Below are 20,914 nucleotides of genomic sequence, written 5' to 3' on the forward strand. Positions count from 1 at the left end.
CGCTTATTCCTCTTCCAACTTTCCAGCATTCATGTGGAACACGCGATCACAACGTTTTGCTAGCGTTAAATCATGGGTAACTAACACTAATGTCGTGCCATGTTCTTTGTTAAGATTAAAAAGTAACTCAACGATCTTATGCGCTGTATTTTGGTCTAAGTTTCCAGTCGGCTCATCGGCGAAAAGGATTTTGGGACTGGTCATGAATGCTCTAGCAATAGCAACACGTTGTTGTTCTCCCCCTGACAATTGCGATGGCAAGTGATCGATACGATGACCAAGACCAACCGACTCTAAAAGTGCTTTAGCTTTCTCAGTATCCTCATCTTCTCCCTTCAACAGGCAAGGTAATGTCACATTACCCAAAGCAGATAGACTCGGAATCAACAAAAAGCTTTGGAAAACGAAACCCAAATGGTCACTGCGTATCTTGGCTCGAGCCTCATCATCAAGACTGGATATGTTTTGTTCGAGCAGCTGAATCGTCCCATTTGAAGGTACATCTAGTCCAGCCAACAAAGTCATCAGGGTTGACTTACCTGCACCCGATGTTCCCACGATTGCGATGCTTTCACCCTCTTGAATAGACAGATTTACATTCTCTAGGATTGTTAAATGCTCCGTTTTCGTAGACACTACTTTGGTCACTGATTCAGCTTTGATTATGGAAGAACTCATGATTCGGCAACTTTCCTATTTCGTTTTAATTGTTATTTCCTTGGCCTCTTTTCATGCAAAAGCGGCAACGTTACTCATTCTCGGGGACAGCTTAAGCGCAGGTTACAACATGCGCGCAGAACAGAGCTGGCCAACGATGTTATCTGACGAGTTATCATCAGGTGATGAACCGATGAAGGTCATCAACGGCAGTGTTTCTGGCGATACTACGAGCAATGGCCTCGCCAAGCTCCCTGGTCTTCTTAAACAACACTCGCCAGATTACGTCCTAATAGAATTAGGTGCTAACGACGGCTTAAGAGGATTCCAGCCTAGCATAATCAAGAACAACTTGGCGTCGTTGATTGAGATGAGTCAACAGGCTGGTTCAAAAGTTCTGCTAATGCAAATTCGTATTCCACCGAACTATGGAAAACGTTATGCATCGATGTTTGAGGGTATCTATCCTGCCCTTGCCCAAGAGTCTGGTGTACCTTTGTTACCCTTCTTCTTAGAGCAAGTCATTATCAAACCAGAATGGATGATGGAAGACGGATTACACCCAAAACCAGAAGCACAACCTTTCATCGCCCAGTTTGTAGCAGAAAGTATGCAACCCCACCTTTGACTCTCCCATTGAAACTTTTTTAAAGTTTCCTCAATTTGAGGGCATCAGATTCACCTTTTTGATGCCCTAGCTCAATATAATTTACAACACTTTACGTTATTCTGTTCCTTTATCATCGTCTTAGATAGGTTGTATAAATGATAATTGAACCGATTATCAGCGGTGTCGTCGCACGGTCAGCCCACCCAGAGGGCTGTAAAAAGGCGGTCGATAACCAAATTGATTACGTAAAGTCTGCCGATCCGATCAAGAACGGACCTAAACGAGTACTCATTATTGGTGCATCTTCTGGTTTTGGATTAGCAGCGAGAATTGCTCTTACATTTGGTGGTGCTGAGGCAGATACCATTGGTGTTTCCTTCGAGCGAGGGCCTTCTGAGAAAGGCGTCGGCTCTGCCGGATGGTACAACAACATTTACTTCAAGAAACGTGCAGAGCAAGCCGGTAGACGCGCTATTAACATCGTTGGAGACGCATTTTCAACGGACGTAAGAGAACAAGTTATAGAGGCTATTGAGACTTACTTTGAAGGAGAAGTGGATCTGGTTATCTATAGCCTTGCTACTGGAGTAAGACCGAATAGCGAAGGTGGCTTCTGGCGTTCTGCAATTAAACCTATTGGAGAGTCTGTTTCCGGTGCAACTATCAACCTAGAAACTGAACAATGGGAAGACACCACTTTAGAACCGGCCAACGATGAAGAAATTGAAGGCACACTCAAAGTCATGGGCGGCGAAGATTGGGAAAGCTGGATTGATACTCTGGTTAATTCTGACTCTGTAGCAGATGGATTCAAAACTATTGCATTCTCGTATATCGGCCCAGCAGTAACACACCCTATTTATTTAGACGGAACTCTTGGCCGAGCGAAAGTAGACTTACACCAAACTAGCCATGCCTTAAACTTGGAATTGTCTAATTTCAATGGCAACGCTTACGCTGCAGTTTGCAAAGCACTGGTCACAAAAGCGAGTGTGTTTATCCCGGGCTTGAGCCCTTACCTACTTGCTTTGTACAAGACCATGAAAGCACAAGGTAAGCACGAAGAGTGTATTGAGCAGATGCAACGTTTGTTTTCAACCAAACTCTACGGCCAAAGCAAAATTCCAGTGGACGGTGAGCGTTTGATTCGAATGGACGATTGGGAACTGGATCCAGATATTCAAAATCAAGTAGGTAAGCTACTCGACCAAATGGACGCAGACAATTTCAAAGCCGTTGGTGATTTTGAAGGTTTCCAGCGAACATTCTTGAATCTGAATGGATTTGCCCTAGATGGGGTCGACTATTCTAAAGAAGTTGATGTAGATAGTCTTTATCGATTAAAACCATAGTTTATTGCATCTTTTAACCACAGTCTCACTTTTGAGACTGTGGTTATTCTTATCCCTCTCTACCTACCTGTAAAGCCTCCGTGCATCGCTCGCCGCTAATAGACTACTTATACTTAAAGAATAATAAAGTTCGGTTGAATCAATAATCAGTGATCATTACAAACCACAGGATGTGGAACTATCTATGCGTAATTATCAAGCGTTAGAACCTTTAGGCTTTCTTTCTGATTCGGATATTCGAAAGATAAGAGGCGTACTTACATTACAAGAAAGTGACCGTATGAATGAACCTGTATGGGGATATTGTACACTGCAAAACCAATCGATAGCTTTACAATACATTGACCATAAGAGCGCAACGTCACTATTTCAAAAGGGAGATGAATCCTCTGCCCCCTTTCGATTCCCTTGTAACCATGAATCAATCGCTAAGTATTTTGAAAAGCTTTTAGACAAACTAAACATGGATATGTCCCAATATACTGTCGATTATCTCGAAATCTTCAACGCCAGCGACAAGCCGTTAGGTTTAGGGTTTATCATTCATCAATTTGATAAGGATGCAAAAAACACGCTACGCCTACTAGTCGATCAGATTCAATCCATTGCTGCACAAAAAAAACTCTCACAAACGATTTTGGACATGGAATTAAGCTTTAAAACGTCACTTAAAGAACGTGACCACCAGATTGCTTTGCTTGAACAAAATCTTCAAAACCTAAAATCGAAAAATTCCCTTCTAGAAAGGCAGATGCAGTATCAGAAAAATCATGATTCGGCCACTAACATGTTAAACAGACAGGGGTTGGAAAATGCTCTAGAAGCCTCATTCAACAGTCGGGCTATCATCGACGGTAATGCGTATCTTTCTGTCATTTTTATCCAAATCACTAACGGAGAACGAATTCAAGCCAGGATTGGCTGCGATGGCTTTGATACGTTGCTATCGTTATTGGAACAGAAGATTAGCAAAAACACGCCACACATCCATTACTACGCTCGTATTTCAACGACTGAACTTGCATTAACAACCATTGTTCCCTCTTTCGACGAGCACTTTTTACCCAACCTTTGCCGACAACTGTCCGAAGTAGCACGTCAAGGCATGTTTTATCGCGATCAAGAAGTGCATTTACATGTCTTTATGGGTGTAGCAAACTCGTACCATACCGATAACTCTACAGACCTGATCAATAACGCATTTCACGCTGCAGTATCATGTAAAGAATCAGGGGCAACTGTAAGTACATTCACCCAAGCAGACCAAGATGAGCAGAAAGAGTTTAACCAGCTTGAACACTATTTACTTCAGGCCGTGAGAAATGACGATCTTATTCTTTATTTTCAACCAAAGATCGACTTAAAGAATGATAAATGGATAGGTGCGGAGGTACTGCTGCGTTGGAAGCATCCTGTTTTGGGTGACATCTCCAATGAAGCTCTAATTCATATGGCCGAACAAAATGGGCTTATTGTTGAAGTAGGTTATTTCGTGCTAAGGAGCGCGATTGATAAAGCCTCTGAATGGATTGAAATCGCACCTGATTTCACTCTGTCTGTGAACGTATCTGCAAAACAGATCTGTTCAGCCCGTTTTGCTGACAGAGTTCTCGAGATTTTAGAAAACAATGAGTTACCATCAACCAATTTAGAACTAGAACTCACTGAAAGTTGTCTTGTTTCTAACTTCGAAGTGGCTTATCAAAATATAGTTCGCCTTAAGGGACATGGCGTTCGATTTGCTCTTGATGATTTTGGTACTGGGTATGCTTCGTTTAGCTATCTTCGAAAACTTCCATTCGATTGCATAAAAATAGACAAAGAATTCCTCTCTAACATACTTCACAATGCTCAGGATAAAGCGATACTTCGTTCAATAATCAATATAGCTAAAAAGCTAAACAAGCAAGTCGTCGTCGAAGGTGTAGAAACATCAGAGCAACACCGATTCGTAGCAACCGAGAGTTGCGACGTCGCACAAGGGTATTACTACGCTAAACCAATGCCTAGAGATATATTTGAGGCCCATCTCGAAAAACAGTACCCGCCGCCCAAGCAATTCATAATCCGATAAGCTTTTATTTTACAGCATAGTGCTTTACCCGCAGCTGAGAGGCTCCTATAATCCCGCACCAACCTTAAGAAATTCGAGACATTCGACATGGATCTATTAATCGCCAAACTAAAAAAAATCGAGAAGCAAAATTATCGTGCTTACCAGCAAATCAAAGGTAGTTACGATTTCTCTGACTTTGATTTTCATATAGATCATGTTCAATCTGACCCTTACGCAGCGGCATCTCGCGTACGAGCATTCAGACAATGGGCACCAAGCGGTCTTGAATGGTTAAAAGATCAGTCACCAGCTTATCAAATTGCCGCGCGAGACTATATTGCTCGCCAATTTGCTGCTTTTGCAAAGCAAGAGAACAATGTCTCCATTTCATTAACTGGTCAAACGGTGATGGACTCAACAGCCGTTATTTTTACCGACGAAGGGATTGAGCTTCGTTTTCGCGTTAACTTGCCAGCGGAAGGTCGCAGCATCTTAGCGAAGAAAGCCATTAATATGCTGACGTTCCATCTACCAAAATATATTCGTAAAGCGACATTAGAGCGCGAATTAAACATTCAAGAACTTAAGAAGCACTGCGAAGCAGTAGAAGATCAGGTAGCACTACGAGAGCAGCTTGCTGCGAATAACTTAATTGCCTTCGTTGCCAATGGAAGTGTATTACCTCGAATCGCAGGTAACTGTGATTTACCAATGAAAGACGCCATTCCATTCACGTCACCAGAATCACTCGAAGTAACGTTACATCGTCCCAATCAAGGTTATATCAAAGGCATGGGTATCACCAAAGGTGTCACATTAATTGTTGGTGGCGGCTTCCATGGTAAATCGACTTTGCTTAACGCACTTGAACGCTCCATTTACGATCATATCCCTGGTGATGGTCGCGAAGGGATCGTCACCGATGCAGATTCATGCAAAATTAAAGCGGAAGACGGACGCTCAATTCACAATTTAAACTTGAGTAATTACATTAATCATCTGCCGTTTGGTAAACAAACCTCTGATTTCAGTACCCAAGATGCTTCAGGTTCTACGTCTCAAGCAGCATGGCTACAAGAATCCATTGAAGCAGGTGCCAGCGCTATCATGATTGATGAAGATACCTCAGCGACGAACTTCATGATTCGTGATGAGCGTATGCAAGCACTAGTATCTAAAGGTGATGAGCCTATTACACCATTTGTTGACCGTGTTGGGCAGTTAAGAGATGAGCTAGACATTTCAACAATCATTGTTATGGGTGGTTCTGGCGACTACTTAGATGTTGCGGATACTGTGATTCAAATGCATGACTATCAGGCAATTGATGTCACAGAGAAAGCACAACAAGTCATCGCGCTTCATCCAACTGAGAGGCAGAATGAATGTGAGAAACCTCTGGAACTGATTCCACCTCGTCATGTTGATTGCGCACACCTACAGCAGCTATTGATCGATGGAAAATTCCGAGTATCTGGCAAAGGCGCAAACAGTTTACGATTTGGAAAAGAGTTTATTGATGTCCAAGCACTGGAGCAGCTTGAATCAAATTCTGAGCTAAACGCTATTGGTTGGCTATTGTTCCAACTAGCTCAACAGCCTGGTTGGTCAACACATCCACCGAAAGCGCTATCCGAACTGCTTCAAGGTGATTGGAGTGCGACTATGCCAAATTCAGGTGATCTTGCAAAGCCAAGATTGGTTGATACGCTAGCGACCTTAAACCGCCTCAGAGGCGCGAAAATGCGTCAGCCGCGTTAATTGGGTTATACCAAATGTAGTGAGTCATCAGACTCACTACTCCTTCAATAGTGACCACGCTTCGCAGTAACGTCTAAACTTCTCAGCATCCCCACCTTCACGATCCGGATGCCACTTAAGGGCGAGTTTACGCCACGCTTGTCTTATCTCTCTTTGTGTTGCCCACTCATTTAATTCAAAACACTTAAGCGCAACACTTCGTGACATTGTCACAGATGAAACACCAACAAAATGTTTATACCGTTGCCAAAAGTCCTCTAACAAACGTTTGACCTCTCCTGTATCAGCCTCATAGTGTGACCAATCAAGATAATATTCTCTCAATGGGTTATTTTTATCTATGGCGTGCTCCGTGGAACGGTAAGACAAAAGTTGAATGTTCATAGCTTCGACTTGCAACCACTTCTCGGGTATCAGTAACTCTTGTAGCTGATAAAGGGCATTCATTAGTAAGAAGTTTCGTTTAAAAAGATCTTTTTCTGGAGATTCATCCAATGAAGGTATCAAGCTTGCGTCGGCGAGTTGAGAAGCTAAGGTATGAATTTTCAAACCATCCACATTGTTCTCAATTAAATGTAATACCGACCAAAGCAATGGGTTATCTGCTTGTCGATGAGATTTGACTTCGCAATCTGTAGACCCTGTCAATCATCCTCTCCTATTACACTGTGCTTTCATTTAGAGATTAGCACTTCCATCCCTTGAGTACACAAAAAAAGGCCAGCATAAAGCTGACCTTGATTCTATCCGTTAGATAACACCTAACTCTCTCAATCGTTCCATTAGATAGCTATCAGCTGTGTATTTATCTGACAGTACAACCTCGGGATTTGGGTGCAAGAATAGTGGTAATGAAATACGAGACTTCTCTTGCTTCTCACCAGTTGGATTGATAACACGGTGAGTTGTCGAAGGGAAGTATCCGCCACTTGCTTCTTGCAGCATATCACCGATGTTGATGATTAAGTTTCCAAAGTCACATGGAACATCCAGCCACTCATCATCCTTTGTCATGACTTGAAGGCCCGGTTCATTCGCCGCAGGCAAAACCGTCAGTAGGTTAATATCTTCATGGGCAGCAGCACGAATCGCGCCCGGCTCTTCGTTACCAGTCATTGGTGGATAATGCAGTACACGTAGTAATGTCTTTTCGCTGTTCTTGATCATTTCAGACAGTTCAATCGAAAACTTGTCACTTACTTCTTTCGGAGCATACTCTTCTACCCAGCCAAGAAGCTCAGCAGCGAATTCATTCGCTCTTCGATAGTAATCCAAAATTTGCTCTTTGAGTTCTTCTGGGATCTGTCCCCAAGGATAGACATGAAAGTACTCTTTAATGTCCTTAACTGAGTGCCCTTTAGCAACTTCAGACACACTAGGTGGGAAATAACCGTCTTGGGTCTCTACATTAAAGTGAAACTCATTCTTCCTTTCTGTGCTAAAGAACGCGTGCCAGTTCAGATAAATCTCTTCTACAAGTTCTTGAGGAATTGGATGGTTTTTAAGAACCCCAAATCCCGTTTCTCTTAATGAACGTACAAACTGCTCCGCTGCATCTGGTGCTAAATAATCAACCGTTTCTAATTTCATGACTTTGCTTTCTTGTCGTTATGATTTGACGCAGATGTTAGAAAAAAGTTGGCGTTTTTTCAAAGAATCTATTGTATAGCTGTGTAAACGCTTGCGTGTTTTGTGCTATTCGTCACCAAAAACGGTTACAACTTAATTGAACGGTGTTTTATTAAAGTTATACTACGCTTACAAAAAAAGATATTAGATAGCGAATATTATGAATTACAGAACCTCGAGGCGTTACTGCCCTATTCTCACCTTTCTTACCGGTTTATATTGTCTCGTTTTTGTCTTTTCAGCGATTGCGCCAAGCTCGCGAGCAGTATGGGTGGCAGAGATTGTTCCTGCAGTGGCCATCTTGTTACTCATTTGGCTAGTATCTGCTAAATTCCAGTTTTCCAAACCCGCTTACGTTTTGATGTTCATCTGGCTTGCCCTTCACACTATAGGGGCGAAGTACACGTTCGCCGAAGTCCCTTTTGATTGGTTCAATCAGTTAATTGGCTCTGAACGAAACAACTTTGATAGAGTTGCCCACTTTTCCATTGGCCTTTACGCCTTTCCTATTGCGGAATATGTCTATCGCAATAAAGTAATGAGCAAAATTCCAGCGATCATGTTTGCGTTATTCGCCATAATGAGTCTAGCGGCAGCTTATGAAATCATAGAATGGTGGTACGCTGCCATTGCTGGCGGAGATGAGGGGATCGCCTTTTTAGGCTCACAAGGCGACATTTGGGATGCGCAAAAGGACATGCTATGTGACACGCTAGGTGCTATCACGGCATTGACACTTTTTGCTCTAAAGACGCCAGCTAAGGCTTAACATTTTGTTTTAACCAATTGAGGTAAGGTCTAAATCCTGCCTCAATGGGTAAGGCAACAATCTGTGGGACTTCATACTCGTGGTTGGCAATAATAGTTCGTTCTAGACGTGAGTAGGCCTCATTAGTCGATTTGATGATCAACAACACTTCTTTATCATGACAGACTTTCCCTTCCCATACATAGTGGCTACCGATGTTTTGCGTCTGAATGCATGCTGCGAGACGACTCTCCAATAATACCTTAATTAAGTCATCAGCTTGTCTTTCATTTGATACGGTAGTAAGTACCGTTATGGCATTGGATTTCATCAACTATTTCCCTATTTCATACGAACTTTTCCACCAACCATTTTGATCGCTGGCGTACCACGAATTAATGTATCTCTACCGAAAACACTCGCGCACTGAGGACAAATACCGAGCTCCTCCGTGAAATCTTCGGCAATCCGTTCCTTAAAACACTTGACCAGCGCGCCCTTTCCACCTTTACGATATCGAAATAGCTTAGCGCCGCATTTGGAACAGAAAATGTCGACGGTCTTCACTGGACCTTTTTTATTAGGTTTTGCCATTGTACTAACTGTTTATCTCAAGGTCGTCTGGTTTGACCCACACTTTACTGAAGTCAAACCAACCTAGCGCATTGCATTTGGCATTTTGCAAACTACCACAATGGTCTTTGCTGATACCCAGCCAACAATGAAACATAGGAATGATTTGATAACTTTGAATCAGCTTTTTACCCAATTCTTGAGCTGGGAACTTTTCATTCGCTTTTCCACGCCAGTCTTCGACGATCTTAGACCATTGGTAAAAGTCTTCAGGCTTAGACATATGTTCGATATCACTGTGGCCGAGTAACCAGCCTGCTAATGCTTCCTCGCGTTTGCTAGCAATACCCATAGGGCGAATCCATATGTCGATATCATCGAATTCCGGAGAATCTAAACCATAGCGCACCAGCTTAGTTCGAATTCCATCTTGTTTTAGTAATTCTTCAATGCCCTTTGCAATCTCTGGGAACGTTGGATGCTCTGCGTAATAGGCAATTCTAATTTCTTTATCTGCGATATGTTCATACTCGGCCTTCTGCAGCTCTTGTACCTCAGAAGTCGGATGATGATACCAGCCTGGCTTAAGCCCATGCGCGGGAATCATTCCAAGTTCTTCAATGGTCTTTTCCGGTAGCTTACGGAAAATCGCTAACGAATTAATTTTTTTGCTCAGATAACGAGCCCACTGATCGTCCTTAGCAATGCCAGAGACGCGATTTAACAACAAATAGGTGCAGCCAGGGTCGAGTTCGATGTCGTCTTGAACTTCAGAGCGAGCTCCGGCAATCGGATCCGCCAATGTAGGGAAAACCAATGTAGAATGCGTTTCGTCTATAACCCATACTTCCACCGTATCCAACAAGGGACGATAACCAAAGTAGCCATCGAACGCGGATAAAATTAGTCTCTTATCATTATTGGTCGTCACACAATAAGGGCCAGTACCAATAGGATATCGATCGAAGTCATCACCTCGCATATTTTCAGGCGGCAATACCTTGGCCATATTCTCGGCAAAAAGCATCGGAGCTTGAAAATCGGGTTGTGTAAAGTAGACATCAATGACCCATGCTGATGGCGAGATAACTTTGTCCAAATGCTTATAAAGGTTAGCGCCTTTTAACGTTTCAATACTTTGAATTATGTGGTCAATTTTGAGCAGTTCACCGTTATGGAAGCGAATACCAGGTCGTATGTAGAAACGCCATTGCGTTTCAGAGATCTGTTGCCAATGGTGAGCAATATCCGGTTGTAGGACATCATTCTCGTCAAATTTAGTTAACCCACTGAATACTTGGCGTGCTATATGAATTTCAGAACGGCGCATTGGCTTAGTTGGATTAAGCATCGACAACGCGCGGTAGTATGGAAGTCGGATGACTTGTTTACCGTCTGATTGAGTTACCCCTAAGTAGCTTTGAATAACATTAGATAATCGACTTGCGTCTTTGTCGAGCACATTTAATGCATGACCAATACGCCCCTCTTCCAAGTAACGCCTTGCCAGCGTTTCGCTCACATCATTTCGATTCTGTTTGAAGATAAGTTGAGAGAGCTTTCCTCGACCTGCTGCTGGGTGCCATTCAATCCACCCTTCTTCTTCAAGTTTGTTAAGCACGATACGGGCATTTCGCCTAGTACAGAACAAAATACCAGTCACATCTTCTAGTTGTGTTTCAGCATCTTGACCTGAAAAGTGCTCAAATAAAATCTCAAATTGCTTTCTTAGGCGGGGACTGCTCATAAAGAGGAAATACCATTCGTTGACTTGGAAATAAGTTTCCTCTTTATTAGCTTATTTGGCAAGTTACAGTGTCAAAATCGCTATGCCAGTCTCATTGGAAATAGCACGAAGTTGTTCCTCACTGTCTAATTTGACGGACCATTTACACTCCGCACCATTAGCGGAAATAACGCATGCTGGAATGATAAGTTGTAACGCATCTACTTGGGCTTGCAAAGTTACATTGCTCACCGCTAGCCGAACTACCATTTCATGTGGCGTAACAATCACCTTACCTTGAGAAAAATCGACGATCATCGGCTAGCCTTTTTATTCTTTTTCACCGCAATCGTTAAGCGGCTTGTACACACTAACCTCTGCTTCTCATCGGTAATATCGATTTGCCAAACTTGAGTTGAAACACCAAGGTGTATAGGCCGTGCTGTGCCTATTACGAAGCCAGAACGCATCGCTCGCACATGGTTAGCGTTGATGTCTAATCCTACACAGTAATGGTCATTATCAACACAATAGTTCGCAGCAAGCGATCCTAAAGTCTCTGCTAACACGACAGATGCACCGCCATGAAGCATCCCCAACGGCTGATGCGTGATGCTACTTACAGGCATCGTCGCACTTAACGTGTCATCGGTGAACGCCGTATATTCAATTTGTAGGTGCTCAATTAACGTGTTCTTAGAAGTGCGATTTAACGCCTCTAATGAGATATTCTTCTTCCAAATACTCATCGATAAATCCTATACTTAGGTGAACTAATTATAAGAATGATGCCTGTGGTTAACACGAATGGCAAATATCAAAATGTAGGTAACGCGTTTCCCCTTATTCCAACTTAGGGGACGGATAACATTTAAGGGAGTCTCACATATGAAGACTTGGACAAAGGTTTGCTGCTTAGCAGCGGTCACTACTGCAATTGCAGCATGTTCATCGTCTCCAACCGGACGGAATCAACTGATTCTGTTCTCAGACGCGCAAATGAGTCAATTAGGTGCTCAATCTTTTGAGCAAATGAAGAACGAACAAAAAGTAAGCACTGATAAAGAAGTGAATGCTTATGTTCAATGTGTGGCAAAAACCATCACAGACCACGTACCACCCCAGCCTGAATTCAGCGAATGGGAAGTGGTCGTATTCGATTCCGATCAAGTTAATGCCTTCGCACTACCAGGTGGTAAAATCGGGGTCTATACAGGGCTATTGAATGTAGCAGTGACTCCAGACCAACTCGCTACAGTTATAGGCCACGAAGTGGCTCACGTTTTGGCTGACCACAGTAACGAACGCTTATCACAATCACAACTAGCCAATACGGGACTTCAAATTACAAATACCGCTCTTGGCGGCTCTCAGTATCGCGATGTCACAATGGCCGCTTTAGGTGTTGGGGTTCAATATGGAGTGATATTACCTTACGGTCGAACTCAAGAGTCAGAAGCGGATATTGTTGGGTTAGAATTAATGGCGAAAAGCGGATTTGATCCCAATCAGAGTGTTGAGTTATGGAAGAACATGGCAAAAGCATCTGGAGGGAGTCAACCACCAGAACTTCTGTCCACTCATCCATCTCACGATACTCGTATTTCAGACTTAAGAGCAAAAGCGGCGACGTTACCGAATTACGATACGATTAAACCTAGCTGTAAATAGTTCAGTTACGCCACCTATAAGTAAAAGATACTTCAGAGGTGGCTTGATTAACCATGCACCTTTAGAATGCCGCCTAATCTCTCTATGACGACCGGGTCATCCCTTACGTTATCAAACCAAGCATCAGTCGCTGTCGCTAAAGCAAGACAAATGGTGTCGATAGGGATTGCCATTTGTTCCTTAATGCTGCTTTCATCCAGCGTTCGATATGCTTCAGGAGTGACGAATCTATATTTCTTGACCATCTTTAGAGACTTACTCATCTCTAGGCTACTACCTGTCTCATGAAAGAAAGCACATCTGAGCGCATATAACTCCTCTCCACGGAGCTGCAAGATGGTACGAGTTTGTTTATTAGTTTTTTCCGCTAACTGCGAAGAAACCCATATTTGATACCACTTTTGATACCTCGCCCTAGGTTGCTTCTGAGGGTTTTCTAGCCTGCCACATATATCGGGCAACGTGAGTGCAGTTAATAAGGCAGCATACCAATCTTCTCTTTTTAGTGATTTCCTCACTGAGTCGGTAAAATGTTTCATCTTGAGCCTTTAACATAGAATATAAAATAAGCACAAAGCGTTATTTTTTTGTCACTGACATTTTTTTGACAGTTATGAATCAAGTGCCATATTTATGATTTCAGTTTATAAAATGCAGTAGTTGAGCACAAACGTGCTCAACACATTGGGTTATAATCAATAGATCTATAAAAGTTATTTAGTATAACTAACCAAAACCATAAAATGGCATTATCCAATATTAAAATGGATAATATAAGTCATTTTCTGGACCTAATTCTTCAATTGAAGACTGTGACTTTTTATCGTAGACAGCCTTTACAATCACTTTTGAGTTATATGAATTTCTAAATAAGACCTCTTTGCCTTCACCAACTTTTTTACCATTAATGTAGTATGTGGCTTCTTTATTTGAGGACAGTTTAATGTCTTTAGTACTTATTCCAAGTTCTTTATTTATCTCTTTTATAGTAAGTAAAGAAAAAGGTTGTGTATACGTGATTGCAACGCTATAAGACAACGTACCATTAATGTTTAGGTTAGCATCTTCAACCTTTGTTGCATGAACCCTGTACTCACCAACCGTTGACTTCATGGCTTGGCTAACAATGTTTGCTTTATTTTTATTAAAACAATCACTTAAGGTCATTGAACTTGAGCAAATAACCTTTCCATCAAAGAAGACTTTTTTCTCCTTATCAGCATCTTGTTTGAGCCTCGTCTCAATGTCTTTTTTTAGCTTGGCAAGTTCTAGCTCTTTGCTCTTTTCTATGGCTTGCTTTTCGTCTTCATTATTTTTTATCTTCTTAACAAGTTGAGCTTCTTTATTAGTATCACTATTTAACTTAGCAACGCTTTCATTATAAATAGCAATATTATTTTGCAGTCGATTAATAAGATACTCGTTAATTTCTTTTTTTTCACTCGTAAGATTCACTAACGAATTATATGTGGACTCTATATCTTCTTGCTTGTTACCAATTTCATTAATCACTGCATCATTATTATATCGCAGTATATCAACTTCATCGTAAAACTGTTTGAGTTTTATATTGACACTTTGGGTATCGAATTTTGTATAGATCTCTTTCTTCTTAGCCAACTCCTCTGGCGACAGTTGCAGTTGAGCAAATGAAACAGAAGGGAGCAAAACAGAGAGAAGCAATACTGGCTTTGTTATGTTCTTCATAATATTTGACGTTAATTGTTAGTTTACTTAGTTTCAATCATATCTTTGGCGATAGATAGAAACAAGTAAACGCTAACATTGTTCTGACATTTATTTCAAAGGTGAGATCATGGGCATATTTTATTCAGGTGATAAATTAGAATCATGAATGTTAATTGTCTACATCTTTAAATCTACAATAAACGAAAGCCTAAGGAACAATCTGAATCATCGTGGTTTCAGTTCACAAATGAGTTGAGACGACTCCATCGCTACTCTCTTTCGTCTTTCTAAGATTCTCATCTCATTAAGACGATCCAACCTTGTACACAAGTTAATTACTAGGTACATCAAAGCGCAGGGAGACACGCAACATGCTCTTAATCGTTGCTTTGGGAGTGGTAGTAGTCTTCTCCATTTGTACGTTTTCGTGATATTGGTAAACACTCTACCTTCATTTCGGTCCAAGACACCGATAACCTGAGTGATTTAGCGTATCACGCAGAGATGCAATCGGAAGTTGTTAGCTTTTTAGCCACCGGAAGTAGTGCAATTTCTGACGCTAATTCAGTGTTAGAATAGAAGTTAATTAAGAGATATAAAGCGAGTCGTAGACTCGCTTTTTTCATTTTAATACATCAAGAGACATCAACAACTCTGCTATCATCATCAGCTTGGTAACGTGCCCATATCTCCTCAAGAGTTTCAGTCTTGAGACTTATCCCTCTCTCTTTTAGAAAATCCTCGTTGTACAACTTTGAGTAGGAACGATCCGCCAAGTCACAACTAAAAGTAACAATTGTTTTTCCTTTGCCCATTCTCGCAGCAGTGTACAGCGCTCCCGCGACGTTCAGTGAAGAACTGCTGCCAAGAACAATACCGTCATGTTCCGCTACCAAACGAGAGATAGCTACTAAATCCTGATCAGGCAAAGTGATTGCGTGGTTGATTTTCGCCTGCCTGAAGTTATCTACCGTTCTCATAATGCCTATCCCTTCGGTAAACGAACTCCCTGTAGATTGGTATTCTCCGTTTTGCAGAAAAGAATGAATACCTGAGCCATCAGGGTCGACCAGCCACGTTTTCAGATTTGGCTGTTGCTGCGAGAGGTAGTGAGAGTTTCCGGCAATTGTACCACCTGTCCCTACTACAGACACTAATGCGTCTATATTGCCTTCGGTTTGTCGCCAGATTTCGGGGCCCGTATTTAAATAGTGCGCTCGGTAATTGCTTAGGTTCTCAAACTGATCAGCCCACCAGTAATCTTCATGCTCCTCACCTATCCTCTTGGCAGTGTGGTAAAAGTGTTCAGGGTTTGCAAATGGGCAAGGGTCGACTAGCAACAGTTCTGCGCCATAGAGGGAAATCATTCGTTCTTTTTCTTTCGCCTGCCCTTTTGGCATCACGACCAACATCTTGTAACCAAGTGCCTTAGCCACTAGTGCGAGCCCGATACCGGTATTTCCTGCGGTCCCTTCTACTATAGTCATACCGGGTTTTAGTTTTCCCGCGTCAATGGCATCGGTCACCAACTGAAGCGCGGCTCTATCTTTTATTGAACCACCTGGGTTCTGTTGTTCGCACTTGAGAAGGATGTTACAACCTGATATCTCTGAAAGGCTATTAATTCTGACCAGATCGGTGTCACCGATGAGTTCACTGACATTGTTTGCAATAGAGGCAATTGACATAATAGCTCCACTTATCTATCTGATTTATTTAGCGTGTATCTTCATTGTTAATTATCATAAGCGTAGTTAGGTGGATTGCTTAGTCAAGATAAGCGCAAAGGAAGATGGTATTTATAAAGCGCTTTCGTATAGAGAAGCTCGACGAAGTTTGGTATTTTATCTTAAACCAATTACACATCAGACCACTCGTACATTCAGTGTTTAACGCCGTAATAGCAAGGTCAACGGGTCAAATGGAAACGCCTGTAAAACTCTAAAGGAATCAATTTTTCATGTTACAGAAAACGAAACATGCTTTAGTCGTCGAAGGCGGCGCTATGCGAGGCATCTTTGCCGCTGGGGTTTTAGATGGCTTTATCGACCATAATTATAATCCTTTTGATTTTTGTATTGGAGTTTCTGCAGGGGCGACTAATATAGCCTCGTGGTTATCCAATCAACGAGGACGAACCTACACCATCATTGCTGACTACTCGTGTCGTCCAGAATTTATTAACTTCCATAACTTTGCTAAGGGTGGTCACTGGCTAGATCTCGACTGGTTATGGGATCATATTGCGATACATTATCCCTATGATATGCAAGCATTTAACGAACAGCCTATTCCTTTCCACATTGTTACAACCGACATTAACACAGGAGCTCCTGTATACACGTTAGGATCACAAAGTAATTTAGAAATGATTCTAAAGGCATCATGCTCTGTGCCTGTCGCCTACCGAACGCCTATAGATATCGATGGAAGAAAGATGATTGATGGAGGAGTTGGTGATTCAATTCCCGTGATTGAGGCGTACAAAAGAGGCGCTAAGGTCATCACAGTGGTTCTGTCGCAAAAGCAAGGCTATGTCAAACGACCACCTAAAGCACCTTGGCTACTGCGTAGATTTATGAAAAACACTCCTCTACTGGCAGAAGCTATGATCAACCGCGCAGATCAATATAACCAAACGATGGAGTTTATTAACAACCCTCCACCCGACTGCAATATTCACGTTATTACTCCAGAAGATAGTTTTTCTGTGGGACGGCTAACAACAAATAAAGACAAGCTTGAAGCGGGATATCAGATGGGGTTAAGAGCAGCAGACAAAGCGGTACAGCAAGATACATAAAGTGTGTTGTCTTTACGCTCACCATTTTACGAATAACTAGAACTAAAAAAGCGAGCACTAGGCTCGCTTTGTACTATTCATTTTCTATTCTGGTTACAGCAGTTCTACCGACTGCTGTGCAATCACAAACTCTTCATTCGTCGGAATAACCATTGCTACAGCACCTAGCATCTCAGATTTACCGATGATGCCAGCGTTTCCGAAGCGAGCATCTTCGTTGCCTTTCACATCTTCTTTAAAGCCAAGAAGTTTTAGGTTGTTTAAGATCTCGCTACGGATTGGCATAGAGTTTTCACCAATACCACCTGTGAAGATGATGCCATCAAACGAATCTAAAGCTGCTAGGTAAGATGCGATGTATTTTGAGACGCGGTAAGTAAACACTTGGAATGCTAGTTTAGCACCTTCATGACCTTCTTCCATCGCTTCTAAGATGCCACGTGCGTCGCTCGTTAGTCCAGAAACACCTAGGAAGCCAGACTCTTTGTTAAGTGCGTTAAATACTTTGTCCTGTGACCAACCCTTTTTCAAAAGGTATTCAATAATACCTGGGTCTAGGTCGCCACAACGAGTACCCATCATTAGCCCTGATAATGGCGTGAAACCCATTGAAGTATCGACTGAATCACCATTGTTGATAGCACATACAGAAGCACCGTTGCCAAGGTGGACTGAAATGAAGCTAGACTCTTCAATAGGTTTATTGATCATCTTCGCTGCTTCGCGGCTTACAAAATAGTGGCTAGTACCGTGGAAGCCGTAACGACGGATGCCGTAGTCGGTGTATAGTTCATTAGCAATAGCACCAGTGTATGCACGCTCAGGCATTGTTTGGTGGAACGCTGTGTCAAATACTGCAAACTGAGGAAGAGAAGGAAATGCTTCCATCGCTGCTCGGATACCGATAGCGCCTGCTGGGTTATGTAGTGGAGCAAGATCCGCAAGCTTTTCAATTTCCGCTGTTACTTCTTCGTTGATGCGTACAGTCTTAGTGAATTTCTCACCACCGTGAACAATACGGTGACCTACAGCAACGATGTTCTCTTGTAGGCCAAGTTCATCTGTTAAACCCACAAGCTTGCTGATTGCAATTTTGTGGTGACTGTCGTCGCCTTCGATAGCGATTTCAGTTTTTTCACCATTAAATTTCCAGCTCATACGAGATTCAGGAAGGCCAAAGCACTCTCCAAGACCAGACAGAACTGCTTCACCACTTGCTGAGTCGATTACAGCGAATTTCAGAGATGAACTACCAGAGTTAATCACGAGAACAAACGAATTAGACATGGGGGGATATCCTGTTTTGAGCATTGATGGAAGACGACTTCCTAATATTTGTTTGTATTATTCAATATTTTTTGAATCTTTCAACTTTCTTTTATACAAACAACTGTATCAAAATGATATTTATTGATAATGATCAAGGTCCTATTTAATTCACATCTTGAATTTAATCGGTTATATCCCTTGATTATAGGGCAGGTTTGCACCAGTTGCATATTCGTCATACAAAAAAGCCGGGCATGAGCCCGGCTTTCAACTATTTTTGAATAGAAGCGATATTATGCTTCATCACGACGATTGCGTGAGAAACTGCGCTCACCACGGTGACTACCACGATGGTCGCCACCACGGTTACGGTCAAAACGACGCTCGCCATCACGACCACGACCACCTTCACGGTTGCCATCGCGGTTGCCACGATAACCACCACCCTCACGGTTGCCACGGTAACCACCACGGTTGCCATCACGGTTACCGTCACGACGACCACCATCACGACGACCACGAGGCTCACGGAAATCAGTGAAGTCTACCACTACCGCACCCGCTTCTTTTTGGCGAATACGTAGTTTACGAAGTTTACCAGCAACATCAGAGGTCATTTGCTTTGGAAGCTGAACGTAAGTTGACTCACGATCTAGCTTAATTGCACCAATAGAACCTTTAGTTAGGCCAAGCTCATTCGCAAGTGCACCTACGATGTCTTTAACTTGAACGCCTTGCTCACGACCTACTTGCAGTTGGTATGTATCCCAATCGGCAGTGTTGAAGCTACGACGACCATCACGGCCTCCGTCACGGCCACCCTCACGGCGCTCTTTACGACGTTGCTTATCACGCTCGATAGCCGCGATCATTGGATCTTCACCAATGTAGAATAGAGGGCGTTTGCCTTGTTGACGCTTAAGTAGAATCGCTGCCAATGTTGCTGCATCGATTTCTAGGCTTTCTTGTAGTTTCTCTACAAGCTCAGCGAATTTGTCTAGAGACTTATGCTCTTTCTCTTGCTCAAGCTCTGCACCTAGCTTAACTAGACGAGCTTCTGCAACTTTGTCACGTAGAGGAAGTTGGATTTCTTCCATTGATGACTTAGTCACTCGCTCGATAGTACGAAGCATACGGATTTGGTTAGTGCGAACTAGAAGAATCGCCTTACCTTTACGTCCAGCACGACCAGTACGACCGATACGGTGGATGTATGACTCAACATCAAACGGGATGTCGTAGTTAAATACGTGTGTAATACGCGGTACGTCAAGGCCACGTGCAACAACGTCAGTCGCTACTAGGATGTCGATAACACCTTGTTTGATGTGGTCAACAGTGCGCTCACGCAAAGATTGAGGAATATCACCGTGTAATGCTGCCGCTTTAAAGCCACGTGCAGATAGCCAGTCAGCTAGACGCTCAGTATCTTGGCGAGTACGTACGAATACGATTGACGCGTCTGTTTCTTCAGTTTCAAGAAGACGTGCCATTGCTTCGTCTTTCTCTACACCTTTAACAACCCAGAACTGCTGCTCTACTTTGTCTACCGTGTGGTTTTTACCAGCTACGTCAACGTACTCTGGCTCACGCAAGAAACGATCAACGATCTTCTTAAGCATTGGAGGCATAGTCGCAGAGAATAATACGCGCTGTGCTGTTTCTGGTGCGTGCTCCATGATCTCTGTTACATCATCAACAAAGCCCATGTTAAGCATTTCGTCTGCTTCATCAAGAACGAACGTGTGTACTTCGTCTAGGTGTAAACGGTCACGGTTGATTAGGTCTTGAACACGACCAGGAGTACCAACAACAATGTGAGCACCGTTTTTAAGTGCACGCATTTGATCAACGATAGATGCACCACCGTAGATCTCTAAAACTTTTAAACCATTGATGTTTTGACCAAGGTTTTTCATTTCCGCTGCAACTTGGATAGCAAGTTCACGAGTCGGCGCAAGAACCACAGCTTGTGGTTTACGTTGGTCAAGATTTAGCTTGTTAAGCAGTGGAAGAGAGAATGCAGCTGTTTTACCAGTACCAGTTTGAGCTTTACCTAGCGCATCTTTGCCTGCTAGCAAGTGCGGAATTGCCGCAGCTTGGATAGGAGTTGGAGATACGAAACCCATTCCGTCAAGAGCAGAAAGGATTGAGTCGTTCAGCGCTAAATCGCTAAACTGAATTGAAGAATCTTGCATTGGGATCCCATTTATCAATTATTAACTAAGGTCCCACGAGCTCTACCAATTCCAAACTGATCCAGATTGCTTCTAAAGCAAACCTTAAAGAGCTGATTCCATTCAGATGCGGATAAGTAGCAAATCGCATCAAGCCGCTAGGGACGTAAACAAGGAGGCGGATTATTCCCTA

At 42.6% G+C, this 20,914-nt stretch carries 20 protein-coding genes; 7 read left to right on the plus strand and 13 right to left on the minus strand.

Annotated elements, in window-relative coordinates; translation table 11 throughout:
- Positions 1–3: 3 nt before the first annotated feature.
- On the minus strand, positions 4–678 hold the full coding sequence (locus tag MMA19_RS02375) for an ABC transporter ATP-binding protein (protein WP_006071725.1): 675 nt from the start codon (positions 676–678) through the stop codon (positions 4–6).
- On the opposite strand from MMA19_RS02375, the gene tesA reads away from it, so the two are divergent.
- The 4 genes from tesA (at position 677) to MMA19_RS02395 (ending at position 6,436) form a co-directional block, all read left to right on the plus strand.
- Entirely contained in the window at positions 677–1,285 is a 609-nt protein-coding gene (gene tesA, locus MMA19_RS02380; protein ID WP_006071723.1) for a multifunctional acyl-CoA thioesterase I/protease I/lysophospholipase L1, read from the plus strand. The genes MMA19_RS02375 and tesA overlap by 2 nt on opposite strands.
- A 137-nt stretch (positions 1,286–1,422) precedes the next feature.
- Complete coding sequence (gene fabV, locus MMA19_RS02385) at positions 1,423–2,619, plus strand: enoyl-ACP reductase FabV (protein ID WP_006071722.1); 1,197 nt, start codon at positions 1,423–1,425, stop codon at positions 2,617–2,619.
- Positions 2,620–2,803: 184 nt separating this feature from the next.
- Positions 2,804–4,693 (plus strand): bifunctional diguanylate cyclase/phosphodiesterase, encoded by a 1,890-nt coding sequence (locus tag MMA19_RS02390; RefSeq protein ID WP_240205416.1) that lies wholly within the window; start codon positions 2,804–2,806, stop codon positions 4,691–4,693.
- 87 nt (positions 4,694–4,780) lie between these two features.
- Positions 4,781–6,436 carry an ABC-ATPase domain-containing protein gene (locus tag MMA19_RS02395; protein ID WP_006071719.1) on the plus strand — a complete coding sequence of 552 codons (1,656 nt, stop codon included), beginning with the start codon at positions 4,781–4,783 and terminating at the stop codon, positions 6,434–6,436.
- Between the two features lie 36 nt (positions 6,437–6,472).
- Here MMA19_RS02395 and MMA19_RS02400 read toward each other — a convergent pair whose 3' ends face one another.
- The gene (locus tag MMA19_RS02400) at positions 6,473–7,084 is read right to left on the minus strand and encodes a DNA-J related domain-containing protein (protein ID WP_124942142.1); all 612 of its coding nucleotides are present in this window, start codon (positions 7,082–7,084) and stop codon (positions 6,473–6,475) included.
- Between the two features lie 102 nt (positions 7,085–7,186).
- On the minus strand, positions 7,187–8,026 hold the full coding sequence (locus MMA19_RS02405; RefSeq protein ID WP_240205417.1) for a 2OG-Fe(II) oxygenase family protein: 840 nt from the start codon (positions 8,024–8,026) through the stop codon (positions 7,187–7,189).
- A 199-nt stretch (positions 8,027–8,225) separates the two neighbouring features.
- Here MMA19_RS02405 and MMA19_RS02410 point away from each other — a divergent pair, with 199 nt between their 5' ends.
- The gene (locus tag MMA19_RS02410) at positions 8,226–8,834 is read left to right on the plus strand and encodes a DUF2238 domain-containing protein (RefSeq protein WP_038222427.1); all 609 of its coding nucleotides are present in this window, start codon (positions 8,226–8,228) and stop codon (positions 8,832–8,834) included.
- Here the strand turns inward: MMA19_RS02410 and cutA are convergent.
- From cutA to MMA19_RS02435, 5 genes are all read right to left on the minus strand, one after another.
- Positions 8,824–9,144, minus strand: coding sequence for a divalent-cation tolerance protein CutA (gene cutA, locus MMA19_RS02415; RefSeq protein ID WP_006071711.1), 321 nt, complete (start codon positions 9,142–9,144; stop codon positions 8,824–8,826). The genes MMA19_RS02410 and cutA overlap by 11 nt on opposite strands.
- Before the next feature lie 11 nt (positions 9,145–9,155).
- A complete protein-coding gene (locus tag MMA19_RS02420; RefSeq protein WP_171390349.1) occupies positions 9,156–9,407 on the minus strand; it encodes a hypothetical protein in 252 nt (83 codons plus the stop codon).
- A gap of 4 nt (positions 9,408–9,411) precedes the next feature.
- Positions 9,412–11,133, minus strand: a complete 1,722-nt coding sequence (locus MMA19_RS02425; protein ID WP_124942145.1) for an SgrR family transcriptional regulator — start codon at positions 11,131–11,133, stop codon at positions 9,412–9,414.
- A gap of 63 nt (positions 11,134–11,196) precedes the next feature.
- Positions 11,197–11,430, minus strand: a complete 234-nt coding sequence (locus tag MMA19_RS02430) for a DUF3389 domain-containing protein (protein ID WP_240205418.1) — start codon at positions 11,428–11,430, stop codon at positions 11,197–11,199.
- Positions 11,427–11,861 carry a hotdog fold thioesterase gene (locus MMA19_RS02435; protein WP_124942146.1) on the minus strand — a complete coding sequence of 145 codons (435 nt, stop codon included), beginning with the start codon at positions 11,859–11,861 and terminating at the stop codon, positions 11,427–11,429. Before MMA19_RS02435 ends, MMA19_RS02430 begins: the two co-directional genes overlap by 4 nt.
- 139 nt (positions 11,862–12,000) lie before the next feature.
- On the opposite strand from MMA19_RS02435, the gene MMA19_RS02440 reads away from it, so the two are divergent.
- On the plus strand, positions 12,001–12,783 hold the full coding sequence (locus MMA19_RS02440) for a M48 family metallopeptidase (RefSeq protein ID WP_006071702.1): 783 nt from the start codon (positions 12,001–12,003) through the stop codon (positions 12,781–12,783).
- A gap of 47 nt (positions 12,784–12,830) precedes the next feature.
- Here MMA19_RS02440 and MMA19_RS02445 read toward each other — a convergent pair whose 3' ends face one another.
- The 3 genes from MMA19_RS02445 to MMA19_RS02455 all read right to left on the minus strand — a co-directional run bounded on the left by MMA19_RS02445 (position 12,831) and on the right by MMA19_RS02455 (position 16,160).
- Positions 12,831–13,046 carry a hypothetical protein gene (locus tag MMA19_RS02445; protein ID WP_124942147.1) on the minus strand — a complete coding sequence of 72 codons (216 nt, stop codon included), beginning with the start codon at positions 13,044–13,046 and terminating at the stop codon, positions 12,831–12,833.
- A gap of 496 nt (positions 13,047–13,542) precedes the next feature.
- Positions 13,543–14,490, minus strand: a complete 948-nt coding sequence (locus MMA19_RS02450; RefSeq protein ID WP_006071700.1) for a hypothetical protein — start codon at positions 14,488–14,490, stop codon at positions 13,543–13,545.
- Between the two features lie 617 nt (positions 14,491–15,107).
- The gene (locus MMA19_RS02455) at positions 15,108–16,160 is read right to left on the minus strand and encodes a cysteine synthase A (RefSeq protein ID WP_006071694.1); all 1,053 of its coding nucleotides are present in this window, start codon (positions 16,158–16,160) and stop codon (positions 15,108–15,110) included.
- 272 nt (positions 16,161–16,432) lie between these two features.
- Here MMA19_RS02455 and MMA19_RS02460 point away from each other — a divergent pair, with 272 nt between their 5' ends.
- A complete protein-coding gene (locus MMA19_RS02460) occupies positions 16,433–17,275 on the plus strand; it encodes a patatin family protein (protein WP_198558965.1) in 843 nt (280 codons plus the stop codon).
- A gap of 93 nt (positions 17,276–17,368) precedes the next feature.
- Here MMA19_RS02460 and MMA19_RS02465 read toward each other — a convergent pair whose 3' ends face one another.
- Complete coding sequence (locus MMA19_RS02465) at positions 17,369–18,562, minus strand: acetate/propionate family kinase (RefSeq protein ID WP_031494342.1); 1,194 nt, start codon at positions 18,560–18,562, stop codon at positions 17,369–17,371.
- Positions 18,563–18,837: 275 nt separating this feature from the next.
- Positions 18,838–20,742 carry a DEAD/DEAH box helicase gene (locus MMA19_RS02470; RefSeq protein WP_006071603.1) on the minus strand — a complete coding sequence of 635 codons (1,905 nt, stop codon included), beginning with the start codon at positions 20,740–20,742 and terminating at the stop codon, positions 18,838–18,840.
- Positions 20,743–20,914: the final 172 nt, after the last annotated feature.

The sequence above is a fragment of the Vibrio sp. CyArs1 genome (assembly GCF_022432925.1).
Taxonomy (GTDB): domain Bacteria; phylum Pseudomonadota; class Gammaproteobacteria; order Enterobacterales; family Vibrionaceae; genus Vibrio; species Vibrio mediterranei.

Coding starts and splice junctions, on each gene's coding strand:
- MMA19_RS02450 (WP_006071700.1), bottom strand. CDS start 14,490: ATGAAGAACATAACAAAGCCAGTATTGCTTCTCTCTGTTTTGCTCCCT.
- MMA19_RS02430 (WP_240205418.1), bottom strand. CDS start 11,430: ATGATCGTCGATTTTTCTCAAGGTAAGGTGATTGTTACGCCACATGAA.
- MMA19_RS02390 (WP_240205416.1), top strand. CDS start 2,804: ATGCGTAATTATCAAGCGTTAGAACCTTTAGGCTTTCTTTCTGATTCG.
- MMA19_RS02455 (WP_006071694.1), bottom strand. CDS start 16,160: ATGTCAATTGCCTCTATTGCAAACAATGTCAGTGAACTCATCGGTGAC.
- MMA19_RS02435 (WP_124942146.1), bottom strand. CDS start 11,861: ATGAGTATTTGGAAGAAGAATATCTCATTAGAGGCGTTAAATCGCACT.
- fabV (WP_006071722.1), top strand. CDS start 1,423: ATGATAATTGAACCGATTATCAGCGGTGTCGTCGCACGGTCAGCCCAC.
- MMA19_RS02395 (WP_006071719.1), top strand. CDS start 4,781: ATGGATCTATTAATCGCCAAACTAAAAAAAATCGAGAAGCAAAATTAT.
- MMA19_RS02445 (WP_124942147.1), bottom strand. CDS start 13,046: ATGAGTAAGTCTCTAAAGATGGTCAAGAAATATAGATTCGTCACTCCT.
- MMA19_RS02440 (WP_006071702.1), top strand. CDS start 12,001: ATGAAGACTTGGACAAAGGTTTGCTGCTTAGCAGCGGTCACTACTGCA.
- MMA19_RS02460 (WP_198558965.1), top strand. CDS start 16,433: ATGTTACAGAAAACGAAACATGCTTTAGTCGTCGAAGGCGGCGCTATG.
- tesA (WP_006071723.1), top strand. CDS start 677: ATGATTCGGCAACTTTCCTATTTCGTTTTAATTGTTATTTCCTTGGCC.
- cutA (WP_006071711.1), bottom strand. CDS start 9,144: ATGAAATCCAATGCCATAACGGTACTTACTACCGTATCAAATGAAAGA.
- MMA19_RS02410 (WP_038222427.1), top strand. CDS start 8,226: ATGAATTACAGAACCTCGAGGCGTTACTGCCCTATTCTCACCTTTCTT.
- MMA19_RS02465 (WP_031494342.1), bottom strand. CDS start 18,562: ATGTCTAATTCGTTTGTTCTCGTGATTAACTCTGGTAGTTCATCTCTG.
- MMA19_RS02405 (WP_240205417.1), bottom strand. CDS start 8,026: ATGAAATTAGAAACGGTTGATTATTTAGCACCAGATGCAGCGGAGCAG.
- MMA19_RS02470 (WP_006071603.1), bottom strand. CDS start 20,742: ATGCAAGATTCTTCAATTCAGTTTAGCGATTTAGCGCTGAACGACTCA.
- MMA19_RS02375 (WP_006071725.1), bottom strand. CDS start 678: ATGAGTTCTTCCATAATCAAAGCTGAATCAGTGACCAAAGTAGTGTCT.
- MMA19_RS02420 (WP_171390349.1), bottom strand. CDS start 9,407: ATGGCAAAACCTAATAAAAAAGGTCCAGTGAAGACCGTCGACATTTTC.
- MMA19_RS02425 (WP_124942145.1), bottom strand. CDS start 11,133: ATGAGCAGTCCCCGCCTAAGAAAGCAATTTGAGATTTTATTTGAGCAC.